A 20,836-nucleotide genomic window follows, 5' to 3' on the forward strand; every position below is an offset into this window, starting at 1 on the left:
GCGCTGCGAGACAAGCAACACGCACACCTCACTAATGCCTGGTATATATAAAAAACCCTCGCGGATTATCGAAGGATAACCTGCGAGGGAATTTGCTTAGTTATGAGCGAAACTACTCGTTAGAGTGCTTGCGACGGCGAGAAGCTACGCCTGCAACACCAAGACCAGCGAAAGCCGCGGCAATACTTGCAAACATTGAAGTCTCAGCACCAGTCTTAGCAAGCTTCAAACCAGAAGCACCAGAAGCACCACGCAAACTATTAAGCAACGCAGCCTTAGCAGCCTTAAGATTCCTCAAAGCCTCATCAACCTGAGCCTGAGTAGCATTAGAATCTGCAAGCACACGACGAGCCTCAGCCAAAGCCTGCCTATAGGCTCTAGCTGCCGCAGTGTTTACATTAGTGTCTACAGCATTGTTAACTTCGACTTGCAAAGCAGACTTATCAACCAAAGCACTCTGAGAATCATTAGCCTCAACAGCAAAACCATCACCAGCATTAGGGTCATAGCCGCTACCGATTCCACTACCACTGCCAGTACCAAACGGGTGATTAAGCTTATACTTAGCAGCCTTAAGCTTCCTCAAAGCCTCATCAACCTGAGCCTGAGTAGCATTAGGATCCTTAAGCACACTGTTAGCCTCAGCTAAAGCAGTGTTGTAAGCCTCAATATCATCCTTGTTGCCAATGATGAAGTACACAGACTTACGGAAGTTAGCATCATCATCAGCCTCAGTCTTAAGCTTAGACTTATCCGTGCCATTCTCATCCCTAAGCTTATCCTTAGCAGCCTTAAGCTTCTTCAAAGCCGCGTCAACCTCAGACTGCGTTGCGTTAGGATCTGCAAGCACAGAATTAGCTTCGTCAAGCGCCTTCTTATAGTCTTCAAGAGCCTGCTTAGACGCGTCGTCACCCTTAGCTTGAGCATTCTGATACTCAGGAGAATTAGTGAAATCGGAATCCTTACCAGCTTCCTGGCGCAAATCATACTTGATTGTGCTGTAGTCGTCTTCGATTTTCTTCTTGGCTTCTTGCAAGGCCTTTAGAGCGTCGTCGAGCTCTTTTTGGGTTGGAGCCTTTTCGCCTGGTTTTAGATTAGTCTTTGGCTTGCCAGTAGTGCGGTCGAACTTGTCAAGGAGAGTCTTTGCAGCAGCAAGCTTGTCGTTGTAATCCTTGAGAGCTTGCTTGGCAGCGTCATCACCCTTAGCAGTCGCGTTCTTGAACGCAGGAGTGTTCTCGAACACGTCATCACGCTTGTCTTTATCTCCGTCCTTAGACTTATCTACCTCATCTTGCAAGTCGTGCGGGCTAGTAACGTAGTTCTTCTTAATCTTTTCCTTAATTTCCTTCAGATTCTTAAGAGCTTCGTCAACTTCCTTTTGAGATGGGAGCTGATCCTTTGGAACGTCAACTTCCTTATTCGGATCCTGAGGATCGGTCATCTTGCCCGTGTTCTTCTTGATGAGTTCCCTAGCCTTTGCCAAAGCTTGCTCATACGCTACAAGGTCATCAGGCTTCTTATCTCCATCAATCTTTGCCTTGAGATTTGCAAACTCGGTTGTGTTCTCAAACTTCGGATCATGCTCCTTCCCAGTCTCATCCTTATCGTCAACTTCCTTCTGGAGGTCGTCAACTTTGGTCTTGAAGTTGTCGTCGATGTCCTTCTTGGCTTGCTTCAAAGCTGCAAGAGCCTTGTCAACGTCATCTTGAGTTGGACGATCTTCTGGCTTTGCGTTTGGATCTGGGTTATTTACCTTGTTTATAAGATCCTGCGCAGCTTTGAGATTGTCGGCGTAGTCCTTGAGCTTCTTAGTTGCGGAAGTATCCTTCTTGGCATCCTCTTCAGATTCAGCATTTGCCTTTTCAAGCGCGTTCTTGTATGGCACAGACGCTTCAAACGGAGGTATTACATCCTGGCCGGTTTCGTCCTTATCGCCTACTTCGTTCTCAAGCTTGTCGGCCTTAGTATTGTACGTTGCTTCCACTGCCTTGCGAGCGTCACTGAGCTTCTTAAGCGCCGCGTCAACTTGAGCTTGCGTTGGTAGGTCTTTGTCGTCTACTCCCGCACTCGGCTTGCCATCTTTACCAAAGTTGTTGAGCATGGTCTTAACTTCATCAAGAGCAGCCTTGTACGCCTTAAGCTCAGCATTGTCACCGCCGTCTTCAGCTTTCTTAGCTTCGGCGTTCTTGTACTCCGGGCTCTTGGTAAAGTTACCGTCATTTGCACCAAGCGCTGCTTCGTCTTGAAGGGCTGTTGCATCGGTCTTGTAGCCATCAGCAATAATCTTCTTGGCATCCAAAAGTGCACGGTATGCTTCGTCAACATCCTTTTGCAACGGACGCTCGCTGGCTTTATTAGACTCTTGCTTTTTAGCGAGCTCGCGCGCTTTATTAAGAGCTTCCTTATATCTTGTTATATCAGGATTCTCTTCACCTTTTTCGCCCTTCTTAGCTAACGCGTTCTTGTATGCGGTGGTATCTTCAACGGTGCCAGGGGTTGGAGTGGTTGCATCAGCAGCTGAAGACTTAACTATCTCCACGTCCAAATCAGTAGTCTTTGTGCCGAAACCTGGCTTATCTAGAGCAGAGTCGTCACCAACCAGCGTCTTACGAGCATCATCGAGTTTTGCTAAAGCAGCATCAATTTCGGCTTGCGTTGGCTTTGCATCTTGCGGCGTTTTATCGTCGTTATGCTTTGCAAGCAAGGCCTGGGCCTCAGCGAGCGCCTTATCATAGGCGGTTTTTGCATCTCTTGCTTGCTGGTTCTTATATTCGTCAGGATTACCGTTTCCATCTACAAAGTGAGGGTCGGAGGCGTTGCGGTATGCGTCGGAATCCTTTGTGCCCTCAACAGTCTCAGTACCGTGTGCAGCAACACTCTTTTCGAGCTTGGTGATGTCGGTGTTGTACTTGTCAAGCTCTTTGCGGGCATTGTCAAGCTTATCCTTAGCATCATTGACTTCCTTCTGAGTTGCAGCAGGATTCTTGAGCAATTCCTTAGCTTCATTAAGAGCTTTGCCATAATCGTCTACAGCCTTAGAAGCTTTACCGTTCTTATCAGTATTCTTAGTTCCGTCCTCATTCTTGTAATCAGGGTGCGAAGCATTCTTATACGCAGGCGTCTGCTGAGTATTGTCATGCTCGTTAACAGACTTAAGAAGCTCGTCAGTCTTGGTTGCAAACTTGTTCAACTCAGCAATAGCATCGTTCATTTCCTTAAGGATTGAGGTAATATCCCTATCCAGTGGCTCACCGTTTGCATGTGCCTGAATATTATCCAATGCATTCGCATTATTAACATCAATATTCGCATCAGGAGGATTAGAAGTTGGGATTTCTGTATCACCTTGCTTATCCTTAGGCATCTGTTTATTAAGCGCCTGGTCTAATTTCTCTACGGCTTTGTCATACCTATCCTTAGCAGCCTTTGCCTCTGCACTTGCATCAGTTTCAGATACGTTCGTATACGCTGGGCTGTTTTTTATGGCAAGGTGATTAAACACAGCTGCCGAAAGTCTGCTGGTATTAGTTGCATACTTGTCGATGACTTTACGTGCGTTTTCAAGAGCTGTCTTAGCTTCATCAATCAATTTTTGATTTGGAGCAGTTCCAGCAGTCTTAGCATCTTCTAGATTTTTCTTAAGCTCCTTAGCTTTTTGATAGGCATCGTTGTAATTCTTGAATGCAGCAGCAGCATCCTTATCGCCAGCATGCGCCTTATCAAAAGCATTGAAGTACGCAGGCATCAGGTAACCGCTAAAGTTATCCGCAAGAACTTTCGTAAGTTCATCAGCGTTACTTGCATATTTTTCATGCAATACTTTTTCGGCATTAGTTAACGCTTCTTTAGCAGCATTAACCTGTGCTTGCGTTGCATCCTTATTTGCAATAACCTTACGCGCATTATATAACGCAGTGTCATAGGCCTCGTATGCTTTCTTAGCAGCTGCCTTCTGCTCTGCAGTAACACTTGTATCAGTGCTTTCAGCCTTGGCCTTAGCATTCTTATAGAAGGTGCTCTGCTTGCTTGGGTCATTAGTAACAGGATTATCGAAGCTGAGCTTTTCGGCAGCTATCAGTTGCGACTTATCTGTTGCTTTAGCGTCAAGAGCCTCTTTAGCTTTCTTAAGTGCTTCAATCGCAGCATTTACTTCCTTCTGGGAAGCGTTTGGATCAGCAACTACTTTTTGAGCTTCAGCAACGGCCTTGTCGTAAGCGTCGCGCTGCTCAGGAGTAGAGTTTTGGTAGGTTGGGTCGGCGGAAGCTAATTTCTTATTTGGGTCAGTTAGCTTTGCATCGCCCGTGTTCACATGACCATGCTGAGCGATGGCATTATTCAACTCATCCTTGTTGGTGGTGAAGTCGTTAAGCTTTGCGCGTGCAGCGTCGAGTTTCGCCTTGGCGTCGTCAACAGCCTTTTGCGTGGCGTTTTCGTCGTCATTTAGTTCTTTAGCGTGCTTGAGAGCTTCATCATAAGCTTTTTTAGCAGCCTTAGCTTTCTCGTTCTTGGTAGTATCAGGCTTGCCATCGTCTGTCTTAAAGTCAGGATCGCTTACGTTCTTGAACTGATTCGTTGCTTGCGTACCAGACGCAGGATTAGCACCCTCCGCAGCTTTACCATCAGCTTCAATTGAGGCGTTCAGTCCGTTTTTATCGGTCTTAGCACCATCAAGAGCTTTGCGAGCTTTATCCAACTTAATGGTTGCATTATCAACCTCAGCTTTAAGCTGTTCAGATAACTTATCATCTGTGGTAGTTCCAACTTTTTTAAGCGTATCCTGAGCAACCTTCAATGCATCTTCGTAGTCTTTCTTCACTTTGTCAGACGCGTTGTAGTACGCAGAATCAGTAGGAACTTCATTGCCTTCAATATTAGTGGTCTTGTGCTCGAGAACCGACTTCTTCAAATCACTCGTCTTGTGATTCGTCTGCGGCACAAAGATAACGTTAATTGCCTTAGGCGTGTTCCAAGGTTGATTGCGGTTTTCCATGTAAACATTTCTATACATCGTCAATCCATACGGCAAAACAAACAGGCGCGCCTTATATACCTTGCCTTTTTTGGCAGCAACAAATACCGGCTTAGCGTCTTCATCCCAGGAATACGAACCAGCTTCCGATAAATTATCGCCGAGGTCCACACCAGAATTATCAACCTTCTGACTATATTGCCAATAAGCACCGCTCATGTTGCCAAGCGACAACTCAGTTGTAGGCTGGCCGTTCTTGTCAATCACGTAGCCTACATGCGACTTCGTGTCTTTACCATCCACGCCTTCGTGGTCGAGCTTCTCGTTGCCCGTGAGGTCACGCAAACCAGAATTCTTATCCTTTGCCGTAGCTCTCAACAAATCAAGAATCTTATTTGTATCAAACTCCTTCGCGGCCGTTGAATCGTAGCGGTAGATAATAGTCTTCTTATCTTCGCTCCATGAGAAACCTTCGTCGGTGTCGCGCTTATCAATCTTGTCTTTAGTCCACGAAACGGTGTAGTCCTTGCGAATATCCGCCAAACGCGTGAGCTTGTGCGCCTTTACGTCAGAAGTAAACTCGGCAACAGCCTTATCGGTCTTGATCTTAACGGTAATCGTGTTTTCCGCCTGACCATTCGAGATGCCCTGATTAGCATGACCAGTCGCAGTAAGATTGCCAGTAAGATACGAAAGCGTAATCTGCTTCTCGTAGTCGGTAGCGCTTAAACCAAGTTCTGGATTATCTTTATTAGCTTCGTAAATAGCCTTCTTGATTTGCTTCAACTCGGCGTTCGAATAGCCCAGAGGATTAACAACAATTACAGCCTTAACCGTTGAGTTTTCAGCATCGCTTGGAACGGTAACGTCCTTTTCTTCAAGCTGCTTCAACACAAGGTCGCTGAGCTTAATCTTAGGAGCGTCCTTTGGATCCACGCCAGCAAAGTTGATAGTGAATTCACCCTGGTCGTTAATGGTCACCTGATCTAGGCTTACGTTATTAAGGCGCGCAAGCTTCTTCTTAATCTCGGTTTTTACATCATCGGACACGCTATCTGGATCTTCAACAATCGGCTTATCGATGCGATCATCGTAGCGCGCAACTGTAAGCGGAATAGCCCCGGACTTAAAGCCCAAATCCGTAACCATATAAGTGTTAAGAGTCTTCGCGCCAACTACGTAAGTATTATCATCGCCAGCTTTTTTAGCATTAATGGCAGCAAACATAGTCTTGTCGTAAGCATCCGAAGACTTTACGTTAATATTTTGCGTAAACGCTCCAGAAAGCTGATCATTTACCGACTTTTTATCACTACGCGCGGTTTCAACATTGCCAGCTTCAGTAATTGCTGCTTGAACCTTTTCAGGAGTAAGCTCTTGGTTATACTTAAGCACCACTGATCCGGAAGTTTTTGGCGGCACAAGCGTTACAGCACGGAATACGTTTGTTTTATAAGCAATATCTTCTTTATCATCTTTAGTTACGTACACGAAAATAGAGCGACTGGCTGTATACTTCTCAGCACCGCCATTAAGGTTACCATCCCTGAAAAGAGTTGTCATCTTAAGATCAGCAGATCCATCGGCATTAGGAGTAAATGTATATTCGCCAGAATAAGCTTGGTGTTTGCCTGAATTTTTCGAGTAAAAATCAATACCTCTCTCACTTTTGTCATTATTGAAACCATTTGTCTTAGAAGGGAAAATAGCAATACTGGTAATCTTGCTACCATCTTTTGGCTTATCAAAGTGGAAGGTTACGGTGTGTGTTTCGCCAGCTTTGCTATACGTATTGTCTGAGCTTCCCCAAGCATACGCATTTGGTACAGTGTCAGCGTTATTCTCGTTAATATCAATCTTGGTACTTCCATCTGCTTGAGCAGCTGGCTTAATTTTATTAGGATCTTGATTTGTTGTACCACTAGAAGCGCGATCCTGATTTTCAGCCTTAGCATCCTTAGTAGGCTCAGTCTGATTACTTCCTAGCGAGCGCTTACCACGACTCCTTACAACAGTCGATTTATCTTCAGTACCATCAGTATTTACAGTATTCTCGGATTTCTTCTCAGTCTGCTTATTGGTATTCTCAGCCTTATCCCCAGCCTCTTTATTAGTGTCAGTCTGATCCTTCTCGCCAGTCTGATTCTCCTTATCAGCTTCCTTAGCTTCATCTTCCTTAACTTCAGACTTAACATCCGCCTTACCATCCGCAGCCTTGCCAGCATCAGCCTTCTTACCAACCTTCTCACCAGCAGTCACAGGAGCAGTATTAGTATCAGCCGCAGCACCAGCCTCCGCCGCCATTGCAGGAGTTGCACCAAAAGCAAATGCCGCACCAGCCAGCACGCCTGCAGCACCAACCGTAAACGCCGCCACCTTGCGAGCGTCAACAGCCTTTTCAATTGCATTACTTACTGCAGCATCCAGAGTTACCTTGCGAGCGTGCTTTCCGGAATTTGAATTAGCCATATGATATATCCTTCCGTTTTTCCTTTTATATGTTTATGTGTTTTAAGTCTCTATATCTCTGTTAAAATTTTTTGAAAAATTATGAAAGAATTGAATAAACTAAATACGATCAAAACAAACTAAGAAATTAAATAATGAATATATACAATTCACTTATAACTCCTTTCGTTATAACGTATTATCTTTCATAATGTAGAACTAGGATTCATCCTAGCAGTTAAACGCATTTTAAGAAAGATTCTCTATAACAACTAATAGCCATTACCCCCCCCCCGAGCCACATTATTCCAACGTTTTCGCGCACTTTTTTTATTTTTTAAAATTTCACAATTGTGTGATCATAATCATAGTTTCTTAATTAAGAATAAGCATAAGTTTAGAACAATCAACCCAAATTAATACACTTTACACACATATTTGTCTTAAAAAATCATTACCAGCTTATGTATTTATTTTATACATTTCTTTAAATTTTATACATTCGCACGTCGCAAAATCAAATTTTTATACTATAGTAGAAAAATATTATAGTATAAAAGAAAACGCAACGAACGCGCATAAAAACAACGAAACGCACATTCAAGCGCACTAAAGATTTCACGAAAAATAGAAAATAAAAAAATATAAAAATAAAATAAAAAGAATTAAGAAGGAAGGCAAGAAGTGTTTAACAGTACCAGCAGCAGCATAATATCAATACTTGCCATACTTATTTGCATAGCAATCGGCATATACTTCGCAGGAATACCACTACAAGTTAAAGCAATGACAAAACAGCAAAACGTCACTCAACAAGCACTTAGCGTACTGAGTTTTGCAATGATTATTATAGCCTTCCTTTGCAGAATGCAGCTTCTGTCTTGGATTATGATTTTCTCAATTTGCGTAGGAATGATTATTGGCAAAATTTCACCGGTTCACCGCGCTTTGCTTAAAAAATTCCCGAACGTTTTTCTACCAAAAAACGATGAAAGAAGAAACGTCGCTCACGCAAACAACACTCACGCAAGCGACGCTCACGAAAATAAGAAAAGCAAGCGCTAGTAGACACTCACCTACCCGATTTTCGTAAAAAGTGGCTTCACATTCGCCCAAATCCTGCGCGCAATTCCCGGATGATTCATGGTATACAAGTGAATACCATCCACGCCTTCAGCAATTAAATCGTTAATCTGCTGTGACGCAAAAATACTGCCAGCCTCGCGCAAGCACTCAGAGTTACTACCCCAACGGCTCATCATTGCGGAAACCTGTGAAGTAATACGCGAAGAGCAAAGACTCGTCATGCGCTGCACTTGCGAAGCATTCGCCACAGGCATCACACCAGCCTCAATCGGCACGTCAATGCCGGCAGCGCGAACTAAATCACGGAAACGCAAAAAATCTTCGTTATCGTAAAACAGTTGCGAAATTAAATGCGTAACACCGGCATCAACTTTGCGTTTAAGATTCTCAATATCCGCTTGCAAAGTTTCCGCTTCTGGATGCTTCTCCGGATAGCAAGCGCCAAGAATAGGCAAATCCGGGCGCTTGGAACGAATATACGACACCAAATCGCTAGCGTGCTCAAAAACGCCGGCAGCCTCTTGACCTGCAATCACATCACCGCGCAAAGCCAAAACTCCAGAAACACCAGCGTTACTAAACATTTCTAAAGCTTCGTCAACAGCATCATAGTCAAGGTAGCGAGCCGTCAAATGAGCCACAGCCTTAATACCATACTCTGAACGAATTGTGTTCGCTATTCGCGCAGTAGCAGTACGATCCTGCAGCTTTCCAGTGCCGTAAGTAACCGAAATAAAATCCGGGTCGAGGCCTTGCAAACCATCTAAAGTATCGTAAATCGTACCAATAGGAGATGTGCGCTTAGGTGGAAAAACTTCCAGCGAAAACTTTGGTTTATAAGGCATCACTCACCCCTTGCTCGGCTGATTGCTTAGCTTGTTAGCTTGCAATTGTGCACGCACTTCTTTAGCAGCAGCAACAAGATTTTCCAAGCTCGGCCAAGTTTCAGCGTCGCCTCGAGTTTTAAGACCGCAATCCGGGTTAATCCACAGCTTCTCGGCAGGCATCTTACGCAAAATCTCGTGAATACGCTCAACAAGCTCCGCCTCGCCAGGCACGCGCGGAGAATGAATGTCGTAAACTCCAGGGCCAGCTTCCGTCTCAAAATGCGCGTCATGAATAGCATCGAGCACAACCAAGTCGCCACGAGAAGCTTCGAAAGAAATCACGTCCGCATCCATAGCGTCAATATCGCGAATAATGTCATTAAACTCCGAATAGCACATATGCGTGTGAATCTGCGTAGTAGCAGCCACAGCAGAATGTACTAAGCGGAAAGCTGGAATAGCCCAATCCAAATACTTCTTATGCCAATCAGAGCGACGAAGCGGCAACTTCTCGCGCAAAGCAGCCTCATCAATCTGAATCACGCGAATACCAGCGCGCTCCAAATCCAACACTTCATCGCGAATAGCAAGAGCCAACTGCTGAGTCTGCTGCTCGTGAGTAATATCCTCGCGAGGCCAAGACCAGTTAAGAATCGTCACAGGGCCAGTAAGCATGCCCTTAACAATATGCTTCGTGCAGCTTTGAGCATAAGCACTCCATTCAACAGTAATCGCAGACTCGCGAGACACATCCGACCACACGATTGGAGGCTTCACGCAGCGAGTACCATAAGACTGCACCCAAGCGTTCTTCGTAAACTTAAAGCCACGCAAATGCTGGCCGAAATATTCAACCATGTCGTTGCGCTCAAACTCGCCGTGAACAAGCACATCCAAACCAACTTGTTCCTGATGTTCAATGCACTGAGCAATACGCTCTCGCATAAACTCGTCATAAGCTTCGCGCGTAATATCGCCTTTTCGAAGAGCGGCTCTAGTGTTACGAATATCTTTAGTTTGCGGGAAAGAGCCGATAGTTGTTGTTGGCAGATCCGGCAAACCAAGCGCTTCTTTCTGCAAACGTTGACGCTCCGCTCGTGCAGGCTCTCTTACAAAATCAGATTCTTTAAGATTAGCTAAACGATTTGCCACATCCGCGTCTGTTTGCACTCGAGAACCATCAAATAAAGCCTGATTCTTAGCAAGTACAGCACTGTTTTTGCGCTCTTCTTCACTAGATTCTGCAAGTTTTGCAATATCTTGAATTTCCTGCAATTTTTCCGCAGCAAAAGCAAAATGTTGCAATACTTCCGCACCCAAAGCGTCCTCACCAACTGTACTAAAAGGCACATGAAGAAGTGAGCAAGCAGTAGAAACAGCCACACGACTCGTAACCTTCTCACGAATCGCATCAACTAAACCAAGACTTACAGCATAATCATTACGCCAAATGTTACGACCATTTACAACGCCTGCAAAAAGCGTAGTTTTTTCGTTTACGCCGTAACGCTCAATAGCGGCAAGATTTTCTTCCTTACCTTCAACCAAATCAACGCCAATACCATCAAAACCGAGATTATTTACTGTTTCGTAAGCATCAGCAATATGACCAAAGTAAGTATTGAGCAAAATTTTAACTTCATCGGAACGCGCTTCAAGAGCCGGCTTATAAAGAGACTCGAAAAGCTCTAAATCGCCATCTTCTTTATCTAAAGTCAAATACGGTTCATCAAACTGAATCCATGACGCGTTAAGCTCACCGAAACGCTTCACAATATTCGCGTAAGCGTTACTTAACGCCGAAATCACAGACTCTGTTACCTTCAACTCTTGCGCTTCTGGGGTTCTAGCAAGCTTCAAAAAAGTGTATGGGCCAATGAGCACAGGTTTTGTTTCCAAACCTTGAGCACGAGCCTCCAAAAACTCATCAAAAGGCTTAGTGCCAGCCAAATGCAAGTTTTGCGCATTCTCAACTTCCGGCACAATGTAATGATAGTTTGTTGTAAACCACTTCTTCATTGGTAATGCTGTAACATCACCGCGTTCGCCCTGGTAGCCGCGAGCCAATGCAAAAAGAGTATCTTCTTTATTTTCAAAATTAAGAGCAGTATAACGCTCAGGAACAGCACCAAGAAGTATCGCAGTATCTAACATCTGATCGTAGTAGCTGAAATCATTGCTAGGTATAAGATCTATACCGTTTTCTGCTTGCAAACGCCAATGCCTTGCTCTCAAAACTTTCGCTTCTTCGCGAACATCGTCAAGGATTGCGTCAGACTTCCAGTAGCGTTCAATAATTTTTTTCAACTCGCGATTAGCACCAATACGAGGGAAACCAGATACGGAAGTTAAAACAGACATACGATCCTCCAAAATATTCTTCGTGACTCGCTTTAGCTTAGCAAAAATTCGCTTAAAATGGTCATTCACGAACTTTGGGTGTCGTTATAAATTAAATTTATATGCTCAATTGCGTATATGTTTCGTTTACTTGGAGAAATGTGAGCAATGTGAATTGCTTGTCTCGCAGCGCTACGCTCTTATACCTTATTTGGACTTAGCGGTTGCATAGTTAAGTTTAGTTTTTAGTTACTTTCTTTCAAAAATAGTATTCATCAGCAAGATTATTACTATCGCTCCGCTTTTATATTGCTCGACCAAGCAATTCCCATTGCTCACGACTCATTCAACATGTGAATACATATGTAAACACTACTCAAAGGATTTAGGTGTGAGTACTGCGAGCGCCGTTGCGCCACGCAAGCCGCAAGTGGAAAATGGGCGGTCCGACACAAGAACCACAACAGAGGCGTTAGAAAGTCCTAAGCGCATTGTTCCAAGCACATCAGGGTCTGAATCGGGTGAAGAAAGCCATTGCGCAGCCATAGACATCGTTGGCTCATGGCCCACAATCATCGTCGTATGAACATCGTTTCGAATATCATGCAACTCGTCCATAACAGACTGCATTCCGCCGTCGTAAAGACTTTTGCGAGACTCAACCACAGGAGTATCACCGAAACGCTTAAGCATACGCTTCAAAGTTTGCTCAGTGCGATTCGCGCTAGAACACACAATATAATCTGGCACAAGTTTTAAAGATTCCAAGCCTTTTGCCATAATTTTCGCCTGCTTTAAGCCCTTTTCAGTAAGGTTACGACCCCAGTCGTCGCCCATTTCAGGAGCTTCAGCCTTCGCATGACGCATCAGCAACAAAACGTACTTACTATGATGTGCTTTTTTCATAAGCTTTTTCATTGGTGATGCCATAATGATCTCCTACTTAGCTTGATTATGCGCTGACTGTTGCGCAGATTGTTGCGCAGATTGCGACTCTTGCGATTGCGACTCTCGCGGCTGCGAACTTTGCGGCAATTGCGCAAGCTGTATATCTAAATCGCGCAATACTTTACGAAGTTTACGATCCGAAATATCGCGCAAAGACAAGTCTTCCAACTGTTCAGCGCGCTCTTCTTCTGTCATATCGTCAATATCGCTAACAGTATCTTTAGTTCCATGCTCACGCTTCTTCAAAGCGCTAAAACCTTCTGCCATTGCGCGCGAAACAATCAAAAATCCAGTGTGGCCAATCATCGCGTGATCTGGGCGAACCGCTAAACCTTGCGCTTTCCAAGTGCGCTCCAAGGTTTCTTGAATTTCCGGCTCTGTCCACATGCCGCTTTCTCGCAAAGCTTCAGCCATTCTAGACATTTGCGTAGTAGTCGTCACGTACGCAACAAGCACGCCTCCCGGCACAATAACGCGATGCGCTTGTTCAAGACGATTCCAAGGGTCAAGCATGTCTAGCATAATGCGATCAACACTATGAGCTTCTAGGGTTTTTGCAACGGAATCAAAATCGCCAGTAAGCAGATTCCACCATTCTGGGCGCTTACCGTAGTACAAAGTTGCGTTAGATTCAGCAATGCGCGCAAAATCCGGGCGAAGCTCAATCGTAGTAAGATTTCCACTCTCCCCAACTGCATCTAAAAGACTTAAGCTCATAGCTCCAGAGCCAGCACCTGACTCTAAAACGCACATACCGGAACGAATATCGCCAAGAGAAATTACTTGCGCAATATCTTTCGGATACATAATTTGCGCACCTCTAGGCATAGAAAGCACGTAGTCAACCATGCGAGGTCGCATAACTACATAATCCCAGCCACCAATAGCGCGTGCTGCCTTCCAAGGCTTATTGGAAGATTTAGAAGGATCAACAATAGTTTGCTGAGCTTCACGTTTCGCGCTAACGGTAGTAATTACAATGCCTTCACTTTGGCCAATCACATCGTCGTGACGTATAAGACCGTGCTCAGTTTGCGTAACACCGCCCACAACAAGTTGTGCAGTAATTCGCTTACCTTTACGATCAGTGAACTGAATCTTCTCACCTACTCGCAACATTCCACTACGCGAATTAACTGACTGCACAAAACACCTCACTTATTTTTCGAAAAACTTTTTATAGCTACTCTTTTATCACTACTTTTTAGCGCAAATTTTATTATTTCTACTATTATAAACTCACCGTCGTAAGCGGCATAGCAGAATCTATTGCAAAATCTGGAGCAGAAGGACGAACCCCAGCTTCCACCAAATTCACGCCTAGCATTGCAACCATAGCGCCGTTATCTGTGCAAAGCTTAAGCTCTGGCAAACGTACTTCAATTCCATGCTCCTTGCCGCAAGCCAACAAATGTTCACGAAGCTGCGAGTTAGCAGAGAATCCGCCGCCAATCATAAGCGTTTTAGAACCGTACTGCTCGCAGCCCATCATAGCTTTGCGCGAAAGCACTTCCGCCACAGAATTAGCCAAAGAAGCACACACGTCGTCGACTGGAATTTCAAGACCCTGAGCCTCACGTGCCTCCACCCAGCGCGCAACAGCAGTTTTTACACCCGAGAAGCTGAAATCGTAAGGATGCTCCTTGCCAGAACGACCTTGCGTTAAGCCTTGCGGCACTTTCAAAGTATCCGGATTTCCAAGCCTGCCATGCCTATCAATATGAGGGCCACCCGGGTATGGGAATCCAAGAAGGCGCGCAACTTTGTCGAAGCACTCGCCTGCAGCATCGTCCAAAGTTGTACCAACAACGTCAATGCTTCTAGCAATATCGTTTACGTGAAGTAGCGAAGTGTGACCGCCGGAAACAATCAAAGCAAGCACATCTTCCGGCACGTCGCCGAATTGCAATTGCGTTACTGCAATATGCCCAATTACGTGATTAATACCATAAATTGGCTTATTTGCAGCCCAAGCCAGCGCTTTAGCTCCCGAAACTCCCACAGCTAAGCAGCCTGCAAGACCAGGACCTGCGCTTACTGCAATCGCGTCAATATCGCTTAAATCCATATTTGCATCTGCTAAAGCTTTAGAAACAACCGGCACAAAAGCTTCAGCGTGCGCACGAGAAGCAATTTCTGGAATTACGCCACCGTAACGCGCGTGCTCTTGCATTGAAGATGCCACCACATTTGACACCAGCGTACGTCCGCGCACAATTGCTGCGGCAGTTTCGTCACAAGTTGATTCAATTCCCAATACGATTGCTTCGCTCATTGCTATTCCTCGTTATTCCTCGTTATTTCTCGTTATTCCTCGTTTGCGTTATTTTTTTCGATTAGATCAGCGCACATCGTGTACGCATCCACGCCTTCTGGCTGATAGTAACGTTTTCGCAAACCCATTTTCGTAAAACCAAAACGTTCATACAGAGCGAGCGCAGGAACATTATCGACTCGCACTTCTAACAGCATGCGTTTAGCACCAATCTGTTTTGCGGTTTTAATCATGGTTGATAAAAGTTTAGAAGCTATGCCTTTTCGTTGATATTGTTTTGCAACGCCGATTGTCATTATTTGCGCATCGTCGCCGTCAAACCAGTATCCGGCATACCCACATAACGTATGCGTATTTTCGTCAATTTCTGCATAATACGCGCGCATAGGAGCTTGCAATTCCTGCGAAATCATGCTCTTATTCCATGAGCCTTTACCAAATAAGTCGGCTTCAATAGGCGCTATTTTTTGCGCTAACTCATCGCACGTAAAATCGCATTTCTGCACTATATTGCAGCTCTCGTCTACTGCCGGAAATTTAGAACGCGTTATATCAACAATCATAATTACTCAAATCGTTAAAACGCTTCTATTTTTCTTTAGCTCTAGTTGCCTCGCCAGATCCAAGCACATGCTTAAGCGGATTTGGTACAGACACGTCAGGACGGCGCAAATACAGCGGTTCAACAGCTTTTACATGCTCATCTTTATTTGCACATTCCAAAGAGCACTGTTCGAAAATTTGCAAGCCTTGTACACCCAAGTCAAGTGCGCAAACTTCAGCAATAACGCCAATATGCGCAATATTTCGCCAATCTTCAACGTACTTTTTAGCACCGTGTCCGAGCACATCTACGCAATAATTTTCATCGTTTTTGCTTGCTAAATACTCGTTCACACGCGCAACTACGTTCTGCGGATAGTCAATATCCATATTGACTAGCGCATTTCCTTCATCATCGTACAAAGACATGTACACTTGGCGACGACGAGCATCGTTTAACGAAAGCACATAATGATGAACTGTAGAATCGCAAGAATCAGCAGAATCCGGAATATTTAGCAATAAATCCTTGCAAATAACGCCATTTTTGCGCGCTTCTTCAAAGGCACCAGAACGCATCATCAAACTTTGAGGAAGAAGACTATCGCACCCCAAAATTTGAGCATTATTAGCGAACGCGATTGCTTTCGCAGCAACCAATCCCGCGCGAAGTCCCGTAAAAGGAGCAGGCCCTACTCCCACAACCACACGATCAATATCGGAAGGCTTAAGTCCAGCAGACTCCACAACTTTCGCAATATTTACCTGCAAGCGCTCCACGTGAGTGCGAGAATCTGTTTCAACAATCGGCTCATAACCCACAATTCCAACAGTAGAACCAAATGAAGTATCAATAATCAGCGTATTACTCATGTTAATTCCTCAAAGTCACGTACCCAACTAGCTTACTCGCTTACCACAACTTGCTTTATTTATTGCGATATTTACTTGCGATATTTACTTGCGATATTTACTCACGTATTTCTAATTACAATTTTGCAATTCGATTAAGCCAATCATTACCAACAGCTTTCAAAGTTACGATTCGCTCACCGTCGCTAGTAAAATCATCTACTTGCGAAGAGTCAACAGGTCTTTCAATATGAACCTCTAAGCGCTCAGACGCAAGCACTCCAGCCATTTGCTCGCCCCACTCCATAAGCACGACAGTGCCATCTCCTGGCTCTTCCAAAGCTTCGTCAAGTCCCAAAGATTCAAGCTCGTCAAGCAAACGCGAAACAGTATCTTGCCCTGGAGCAAAATTCTCACCACCCAAACGGTAAGCATCAACGTGAATTAGCGTAGCCGGCTTGCCATCCGCAAAAGCGCCTCGCAATTCGCGCGCAATAGTAAAAGTTGGAGACACAATCGGCTCGCTAATTGAAAGACCTGCGCCAAAACCTTGAGCAAACGTGGTTTTACCAGCCCCAAGAGGACCTGAAAGTAAAATCACATCTCCTTCTTTTACAACTTTTGCAACAGCGCAACCAAGTTCTTTCATATCCTCACAAGTGGCAATAACTTTACGCAAAGTCATGTCGCTCGATTTTTGCTCACTTATCATAATTTATTCTTTCTTATGTCCTCTAGAAGCAACCAGCATAATAGCATACTCAAGTGCATAATCAGCGTCACTTTTTCCACTTTTACACTGCTCATCTGCCCAAGCTAAACATTTAATACATTCGGCTATACCAGCATTATTCCACCCTGCAAGCTGGCGCATTGCCATTTTAATAGCCCAAGGATTTGCTTTAGATTCAGCCTGTGAAATACTTCCGTCACGAACCGCAATTGCTTTAGCTAAAAGCCTTATTTTAGCTGCAAGAGCACCAATTAAAGCTATATGATCAATTCCTTGAGATACTGCCGTTCTAGCAGCAAGAAGAGCTTCTCCGTAATTCCCCACTGCAGCTTTATCTGCTACAAAAAAGCCAGTTACTTGCGGATCTGCAAGAAGATAGCGGTCTACTAGCGAAAGGGTAATTGTGCTGTCATCATAATCGAAACAAAGCTGCGAACACAATGCAGATAGCTCTTCGGTTTTGCCACCTAATACTGCAACTATTTTTTGCGCTGCTTGAGGCTCTATTGTGCGGTTTCGTCTTTCAAACATGCTTAGTACGAAATTCAATTTCGCATCATCTTTTTTAAGATCAGGAACCGTAATAATCTGCGCTCCAGCTTTTTGTAAGCGCGTGATTATTGATTTTCCTTTTACGCCGCCTTCATGCCTTGCGATTACCCAACTTGCGTTCGTTTCTAAATCAGAATTTCCAGCATTTCCAGCATTTCCAGAAGATTCTTTACAAAAATTTTCTACTGCAGCAACAAAACTTTCTTCAGAATTCTGCAAATCCGAAATTACTACGATATTTCCTTGCGAAAAAAGCGATGGACCTACTGCTTCATTAAATTCGTACTGATCGCTGTTAGCAGCATCAAGATAAACAACATCAGCTTCAGGATAGCTACTTAATATTTTTTCTCGCACGTCTCGAGAATTAAGCTCATTTAAGTATGCGTCACCGCCAACAACTAGCGTTACGGACGCTACTTTTGCTGAGCTTCTGCTATTGGCAACCATGTTGCTCCTTACTAATTTTGCTGCAACTCTTAAAGACTTTTTAAAGACTTCATATTAATAGTATCTTTTTATGCGAAATTTACTTCTTATCATAATCAAATATTTCCAGCGCTTCACTATACTTTCGTTTGAAAGAGCCTGCCATAATTCGACTAGCATACTGAATATTATTAAATAAATAAGATTTACTAAGAAAACGCATAATAACAATAAAAATTACTGCTAAAGTGAGTTCCGTAATAATCATTAAAAACGCTCCACTTACTCCCTTACTCCACGCAAAAACGCCGACGGAAGAATCATCTAAATAACTAGCACACTTTTCTATAATCGAAGTTGCAGATGCCGCAAAATGCGCAAAAATAAGCGAAATTCCTCCCGAAAAACAAGCTAAAATTAAAGAAATAAGCCCACATAAAGTAGCAATATCCATAAGAGGAGAAGCAACAATATTTGCAGGAACAGACATAAGAGAAACTTCAGGCTGAATCATCATTTGAATTGGCAAAGTAAATATTTGCGCAGAAAAAGTCATCGACAGAATCGAAGCAAGCCAATCTGGCATAAAAACAACAAAAGTTTTTCTTATTCTCGCGCCAACTGTAATAATTCCGAAAGTTGCAGCACAGGAAAAAGCAAAAGCATAATCCCAGGAATAATTTGGTTTAACAAGTAAAACTAATATCACAGTCCAACTAAGTGCGCTTGCTGATTGATACGGTCTCTTCGCAGCGAACGCTACTGCCGAAACTGCTCCCATAAAAGCTGCTCTAAGCACAGAAGCAGAAGGATAAACCAGAATAGCTAAAAGTAATTGCGAAATAAGTTGCACAAAAGCAGTAAAAAATCTAGGAACAAGAAAATACGCGCAAACGCGACGCACAATTAAAGCTAGCAGCAGAAAATGCCCTCCTGAAACAGCCATAATATGCATAATTCCCACGTGCTGAAAATGCTGTTTTGTGATTTCTGCATAAGTTTTATCAATAGCATTTTCAGATTTTTCAGATTCGTCTTGTGAATTAAAATCTGCATCAGTTTGAACAAACTCTTGGCCTAACATTCCAACTGTAATTCCAGGCACAAGCATCCTACCTTGCTCATCTAATTCTTGAGTCACTTTGTAAAACGCATTCCACATATAGTTTGCAAAATAATGAACAAAATCTGCATTTTTAGAAATATTAAACTTACTACCCGTTTTTAAAAGAGTTATTTCCGGAATATCGCTATTAAAACGAGAAATTTTAAGGCGAGCTAATCCTTTAATTGTGGAACCATACAAGATCTTATTGCACACAGGCTTATACGCGTAAAGTTGCGCACTAATACCACTTTTTAAAATCTGACTACTGTCAATTGCGTTATCTTTACCTACATTTTTTAAATATCGTACTTCTACTTTCGCCTTACAATCACCTAAAAATGGCGCAGCTGAACGAATCGGAGTTACAACACTCGCTTCTACTAACGCAATCTTATTCGAATTTTTGTTAGCGTAACGAAATACAGGATCATTTTGTAACATAATTTGATGCACAAAACCCAATAAAATAGCCGCAATCATAGCGTACGAAGTTAGTATTATAAGCAGATTATACCGTTTTATAAACTTAAAAACTTCGAAGAATTTTACGTCTAAAACACTAAGAACAAAAACCAGCAATAAAGATAATGAAATATACAAAACTACTGAATAAACGCAATTCTGCTGATTTTTTGCAAAATATTTTCCCAGCAAGCAACCCACCCACATTGCTAAAGCAACAGGAAACATACGAAAATCCTTGTTACCATTTTCTTCATTTAGCATATCTCCCCCTAATACGCTATTAACGAAATTTTTAGCCAACAAAAGCCATACTGCGAATTTTTTTCAAAATTTTAGGACCTATTCCGCGAATTTTTAGCAGATCTTCAATTCTTCTAAATTTACCAACCGAATTTCTCTGACTTATAATGCGTTTTGCCATTGCCGGACCTATACCTTTAATCGTTTGCAATTCTTCTAAAGTTGCGCTGTTTATATTTACTCTCCCAGACTCATCTAATGATGATTCTGTAGATGATTTTGCAGATTGATTTTCTACACTGCTATTTTTCGCGCTATTTTCGCTTTCTATACTCTTTTTTCTCTCTGTTTTTGCACTATCTTCAGTCTTTTCTTCAGTCTTTTCTTCAGTCTTCTCTTCAGTCTTCTCTTCAGTCTTCTCTTCAGTCTTTTCTTCAGTCTTCTCTTCATAAAATTTATTAGATTTACTAAAACCCTTGCTTTTATAGTTATTCGAATCATTTTGCGCATAAATTATTTTGTTATAAGTTACTGCCTGACTAAAAAGCATGGTAAGACTCGCGCTTAGCGCAGTAATCAAAATAAGCATGATAGCAAGCATATGAGCTGGTTTTACACTAAAACGAGATTTTTTTGCATACAAATTATCATTATTTTCTACGATTGCATGCTTTGGCAAAAACGCTTTAGTTTGCGTATTATCAACAGAATTTTCTCCAAAGTAAGCTTTAGTTTGCGGATTGCGTATAGAAAGCACTCCTCTAGATAGTTGAGAAAGAGACTCAGCTTTCTTATTTTCGAAACCAACTTTACTAAATCTATTATTCGTAAATTTTTCATAATTTTGCTTAAATTCTCCCAAAATTTCCCCCTTACAACTTATGCACACTTACGCATGTTTACAAACAAAAAGCACCTACCTTCTACTATTCGTAGAAAGCAGGTGCTTTGCAAGATAAATTTTCAATTGTGGATACAGCCTATTTGATATTTATAAAAGCCGTATCAGATTACTAGCAAA

General features: G+C 43.1%; 13 protein-coding genes. 1 reads left to right on the plus strand and 12 read right to left on the minus strand.

Annotated elements, in window-relative coordinates; translation table 11 throughout:
* Positions 1 to 112 precede the first annotated feature (112 nt).
* Positions 113 to 7,438, minus strand: a complete 7,326-nt coding sequence (locus ACPFYS_RS01435) for an LPXTG cell wall anchor domain-containing protein (RefSeq protein ID WP_427877179.1) — start codon at positions 7,436 to 7,438, stop codon at positions 113 to 115.
* 663 nt (positions 7,439 to 8,101) lie between these two features.
* On the opposite strand from ACPFYS_RS01435, the gene ACPFYS_RS01440 reads away from it, so the two are divergent.
* Entirely contained in the window at positions 8,102 to 8,482 is a 381-nt protein-coding gene (locus ACPFYS_RS01440; RefSeq protein ID WP_427877181.1) for a hypothetical protein, read from the plus strand.
* An 11-nt stretch (positions 8,483 to 8,493) separates the two neighbouring features.
* On the opposite strand, the gene metF is transcribed toward ACPFYS_RS01440, so the two are convergent.
* From metF to ACPFYS_RS01495, 11 genes are all read right to left on the minus strand, one after another.
* Complete coding sequence (gene metF, locus ACPFYS_RS01445) at positions 8,494 to 9,348, minus strand: methylenetetrahydrofolate reductase [NAD(P)H] (protein WP_427877183.1); 855 nt, start codon at positions 9,346 to 9,348, stop codon at positions 8,494 to 8,496.
* A gap of 3 nt (positions 9,349 to 9,351) precedes the next feature.
* Positions 9,352 to 11,691 carry a 5-methyltetrahydropteroyltriglutamate--homocysteine S-methyltransferase gene (gene metE, locus ACPFYS_RS01450; RefSeq protein ID WP_427877185.1) on the minus strand — a complete coding sequence of 780 codons (2,340 nt, stop codon included), beginning with the start codon at positions 11,689 to 11,691 and terminating at the stop codon, positions 9,352 to 9,354.
* Between the two features lie 351 nt (positions 11,692 to 12,042).
* The gene (locus ACPFYS_RS01455; RefSeq protein WP_427877187.1) at positions 12,043 to 12,600 is read right to left on the minus strand and encodes a SixA phosphatase family protein; all 558 of its coding nucleotides are present in this window, start codon (positions 12,598 to 12,600) and stop codon (positions 12,043 to 12,045) included.
* A gap of 9 nt (positions 12,601 to 12,609) precedes the next feature.
* The gene (locus tag ACPFYS_RS01460; protein ID WP_427877562.1) at positions 12,610 to 13,737 is read right to left on the minus strand and encodes a tRNA (adenine-N1)-methyltransferase; all 1,128 of its coding nucleotides are present in this window, start codon (positions 13,735 to 13,737) and stop codon (positions 12,610 to 12,612) included.
* A gap of 112 nt (positions 13,738 to 13,849) precedes the next feature.
* Entirely contained in the window at positions 13,850 to 14,893 is a 1,044-nt protein-coding gene (tsaD, locus tag ACPFYS_RS01465; protein ID WP_427877189.1) for a tRNA (adenosine(37)-N6)-threonylcarbamoyltransferase complex transferase subunit TsaD, read from the minus strand.
* Positions 14,894 to 14,925: 32 nt separating this feature from the next.
* The gene (gene rimI, locus ACPFYS_RS01470) at positions 14,926 to 15,456 is read right to left on the minus strand and encodes a ribosomal protein S18-alanine N-acetyltransferase (RefSeq protein WP_427877191.1); all 531 of its coding nucleotides are present in this window, start codon (positions 15,454 to 15,456) and stop codon (positions 14,926 to 14,928) included.
* Between the two features lie 25 nt (positions 15,457 to 15,481).
* Entirely contained in the window at positions 15,482 to 16,309 is an 828-nt protein-coding gene (gene tsaB / locus ACPFYS_RS01475) for a tRNA (adenosine(37)-N6)-threonylcarbamoyltransferase complex dimerization subunit type 1 TsaB (protein ID WP_427877192.1), read from the minus strand.
* 115 nt (positions 16,310 to 16,424) lie between these two features.
* The gene (tsaE, locus tag ACPFYS_RS01480; RefSeq protein ID WP_427877564.1) at positions 16,425 to 16,973 is read right to left on the minus strand and encodes a tRNA (adenosine(37)-N6)-threonylcarbamoyltransferase complex ATPase subunit type 1 TsaE; all 549 of its coding nucleotides are present in this window, start codon (positions 16,971 to 16,973) and stop codon (positions 16,425 to 16,427) included.
* 30 nt (positions 16,974 to 17,003) lie between these two features.
* Positions 17,004 to 18,023: a DNA polymerase III subunit delta gene (gene holA / locus ACPFYS_RS01485; RefSeq protein ID WP_427877194.1), complete on the minus strand. Its 1,020-nt coding sequence runs from the start codon at positions 18,021 to 18,023 to the stop codon at positions 17,004 to 17,006.
* Positions 18,024 to 18,102: 79 nt separating this feature from the next.
* Entirely contained in the window at positions 18,103 to 19,836 is a 1,734-nt protein-coding gene (locus ACPFYS_RS01490) for a ComEC/Rec2 family competence protein (RefSeq protein WP_427877196.1), read from the minus strand.
* A gap of 31 nt (positions 19,837 to 19,867) precedes the next feature.
* Positions 19,868 to 20,677, minus strand: coding sequence for a ComEA family DNA-binding protein (locus tag ACPFYS_RS01495; RefSeq protein WP_427877198.1), 810 nt, complete (start codon positions 20,675 to 20,677; stop codon positions 19,868 to 19,870).
* Positions 20,678 to 20,836: the final 159 nt, after the last annotated feature.

The organism is Gardnerella sp. 2492, from assembly GCF_050320365.1.
Lineage (GTDB): Bacteria > Actinomycetota > Actinomycetes > Actinomycetales > Bifidobacteriaceae > Bifidobacterium.

Bases quoted from the DNA above. Each gene is read 5' to 3' on its own strand.
- ACPFYS_RS01455 (WP_427877187.1), bottom strand. From the start codon at position 12,600: ATGGCATCACCAATGAAAAAGCTTATGAAAAAAGCACATCATAGTAAG.
- tsaE (WP_427877564.1), bottom strand. From the start codon at position 16,973: ATGACTTTGCGTAAAGTTATTGCCACTTGTGAGGATATGAAAGAACTT.
- ACPFYS_RS01490 (WP_427877196.1), bottom strand. From the start codon at position 19,836: ATGCTAAATGAAGAAAATGGTAACAAGGATTTTCGTATGTTTCCTGTT.
- ACPFYS_RS01435 (WP_427877179.1), bottom strand. From the start codon at position 7,438: ATGGCTAATTCAAATTCCGGAAAGCACGCTCGCAAGGTAACTCTGGAT.
- metE (WP_427877185.1), bottom strand. From the start codon at position 11,691: ATGTCTGTTTTAACTTCCGTATCTGGTTTCCCTCGTATTGGTGCTAAT.
- metF (WP_427877183.1), bottom strand. From the start codon at position 9,348: ATGCCTTATAAACCAAAGTTTTCGCTGGAAGTTTTTCCACCTAAGCGC.
- rimI (WP_427877191.1), bottom strand. From the start codon at position 15,456: ATGATTGTTGATATAACGCGTTCTAAATTTCCGGCAGTAGACGAGAGC.
- tsaB (WP_427877192.1), bottom strand. From the start codon at position 16,309: ATGAGTAATACGCTGATTATTGATACTTCATTTGGTTCTACTGTTGGA.
- ACPFYS_RS01460 (WP_427877562.1), bottom strand. From the start codon at position 13,737: ATGTTGCGAGTAGGTGAGAAGATTCAGTTCACTGATCGTAAAGGTAAG.
- holA (WP_427877194.1), bottom strand. From the start codon at position 18,023: ATGGTTGCCAATAGCAGAAGCTCAGCAAAAGTAGCGTCCGTAACGCTA.
- tsaD (WP_427877189.1), bottom strand. From the start codon at position 14,893: ATGAGCGAAGCAATCGTATTGGGAATTGAATCAACTTGTGACGAAACT.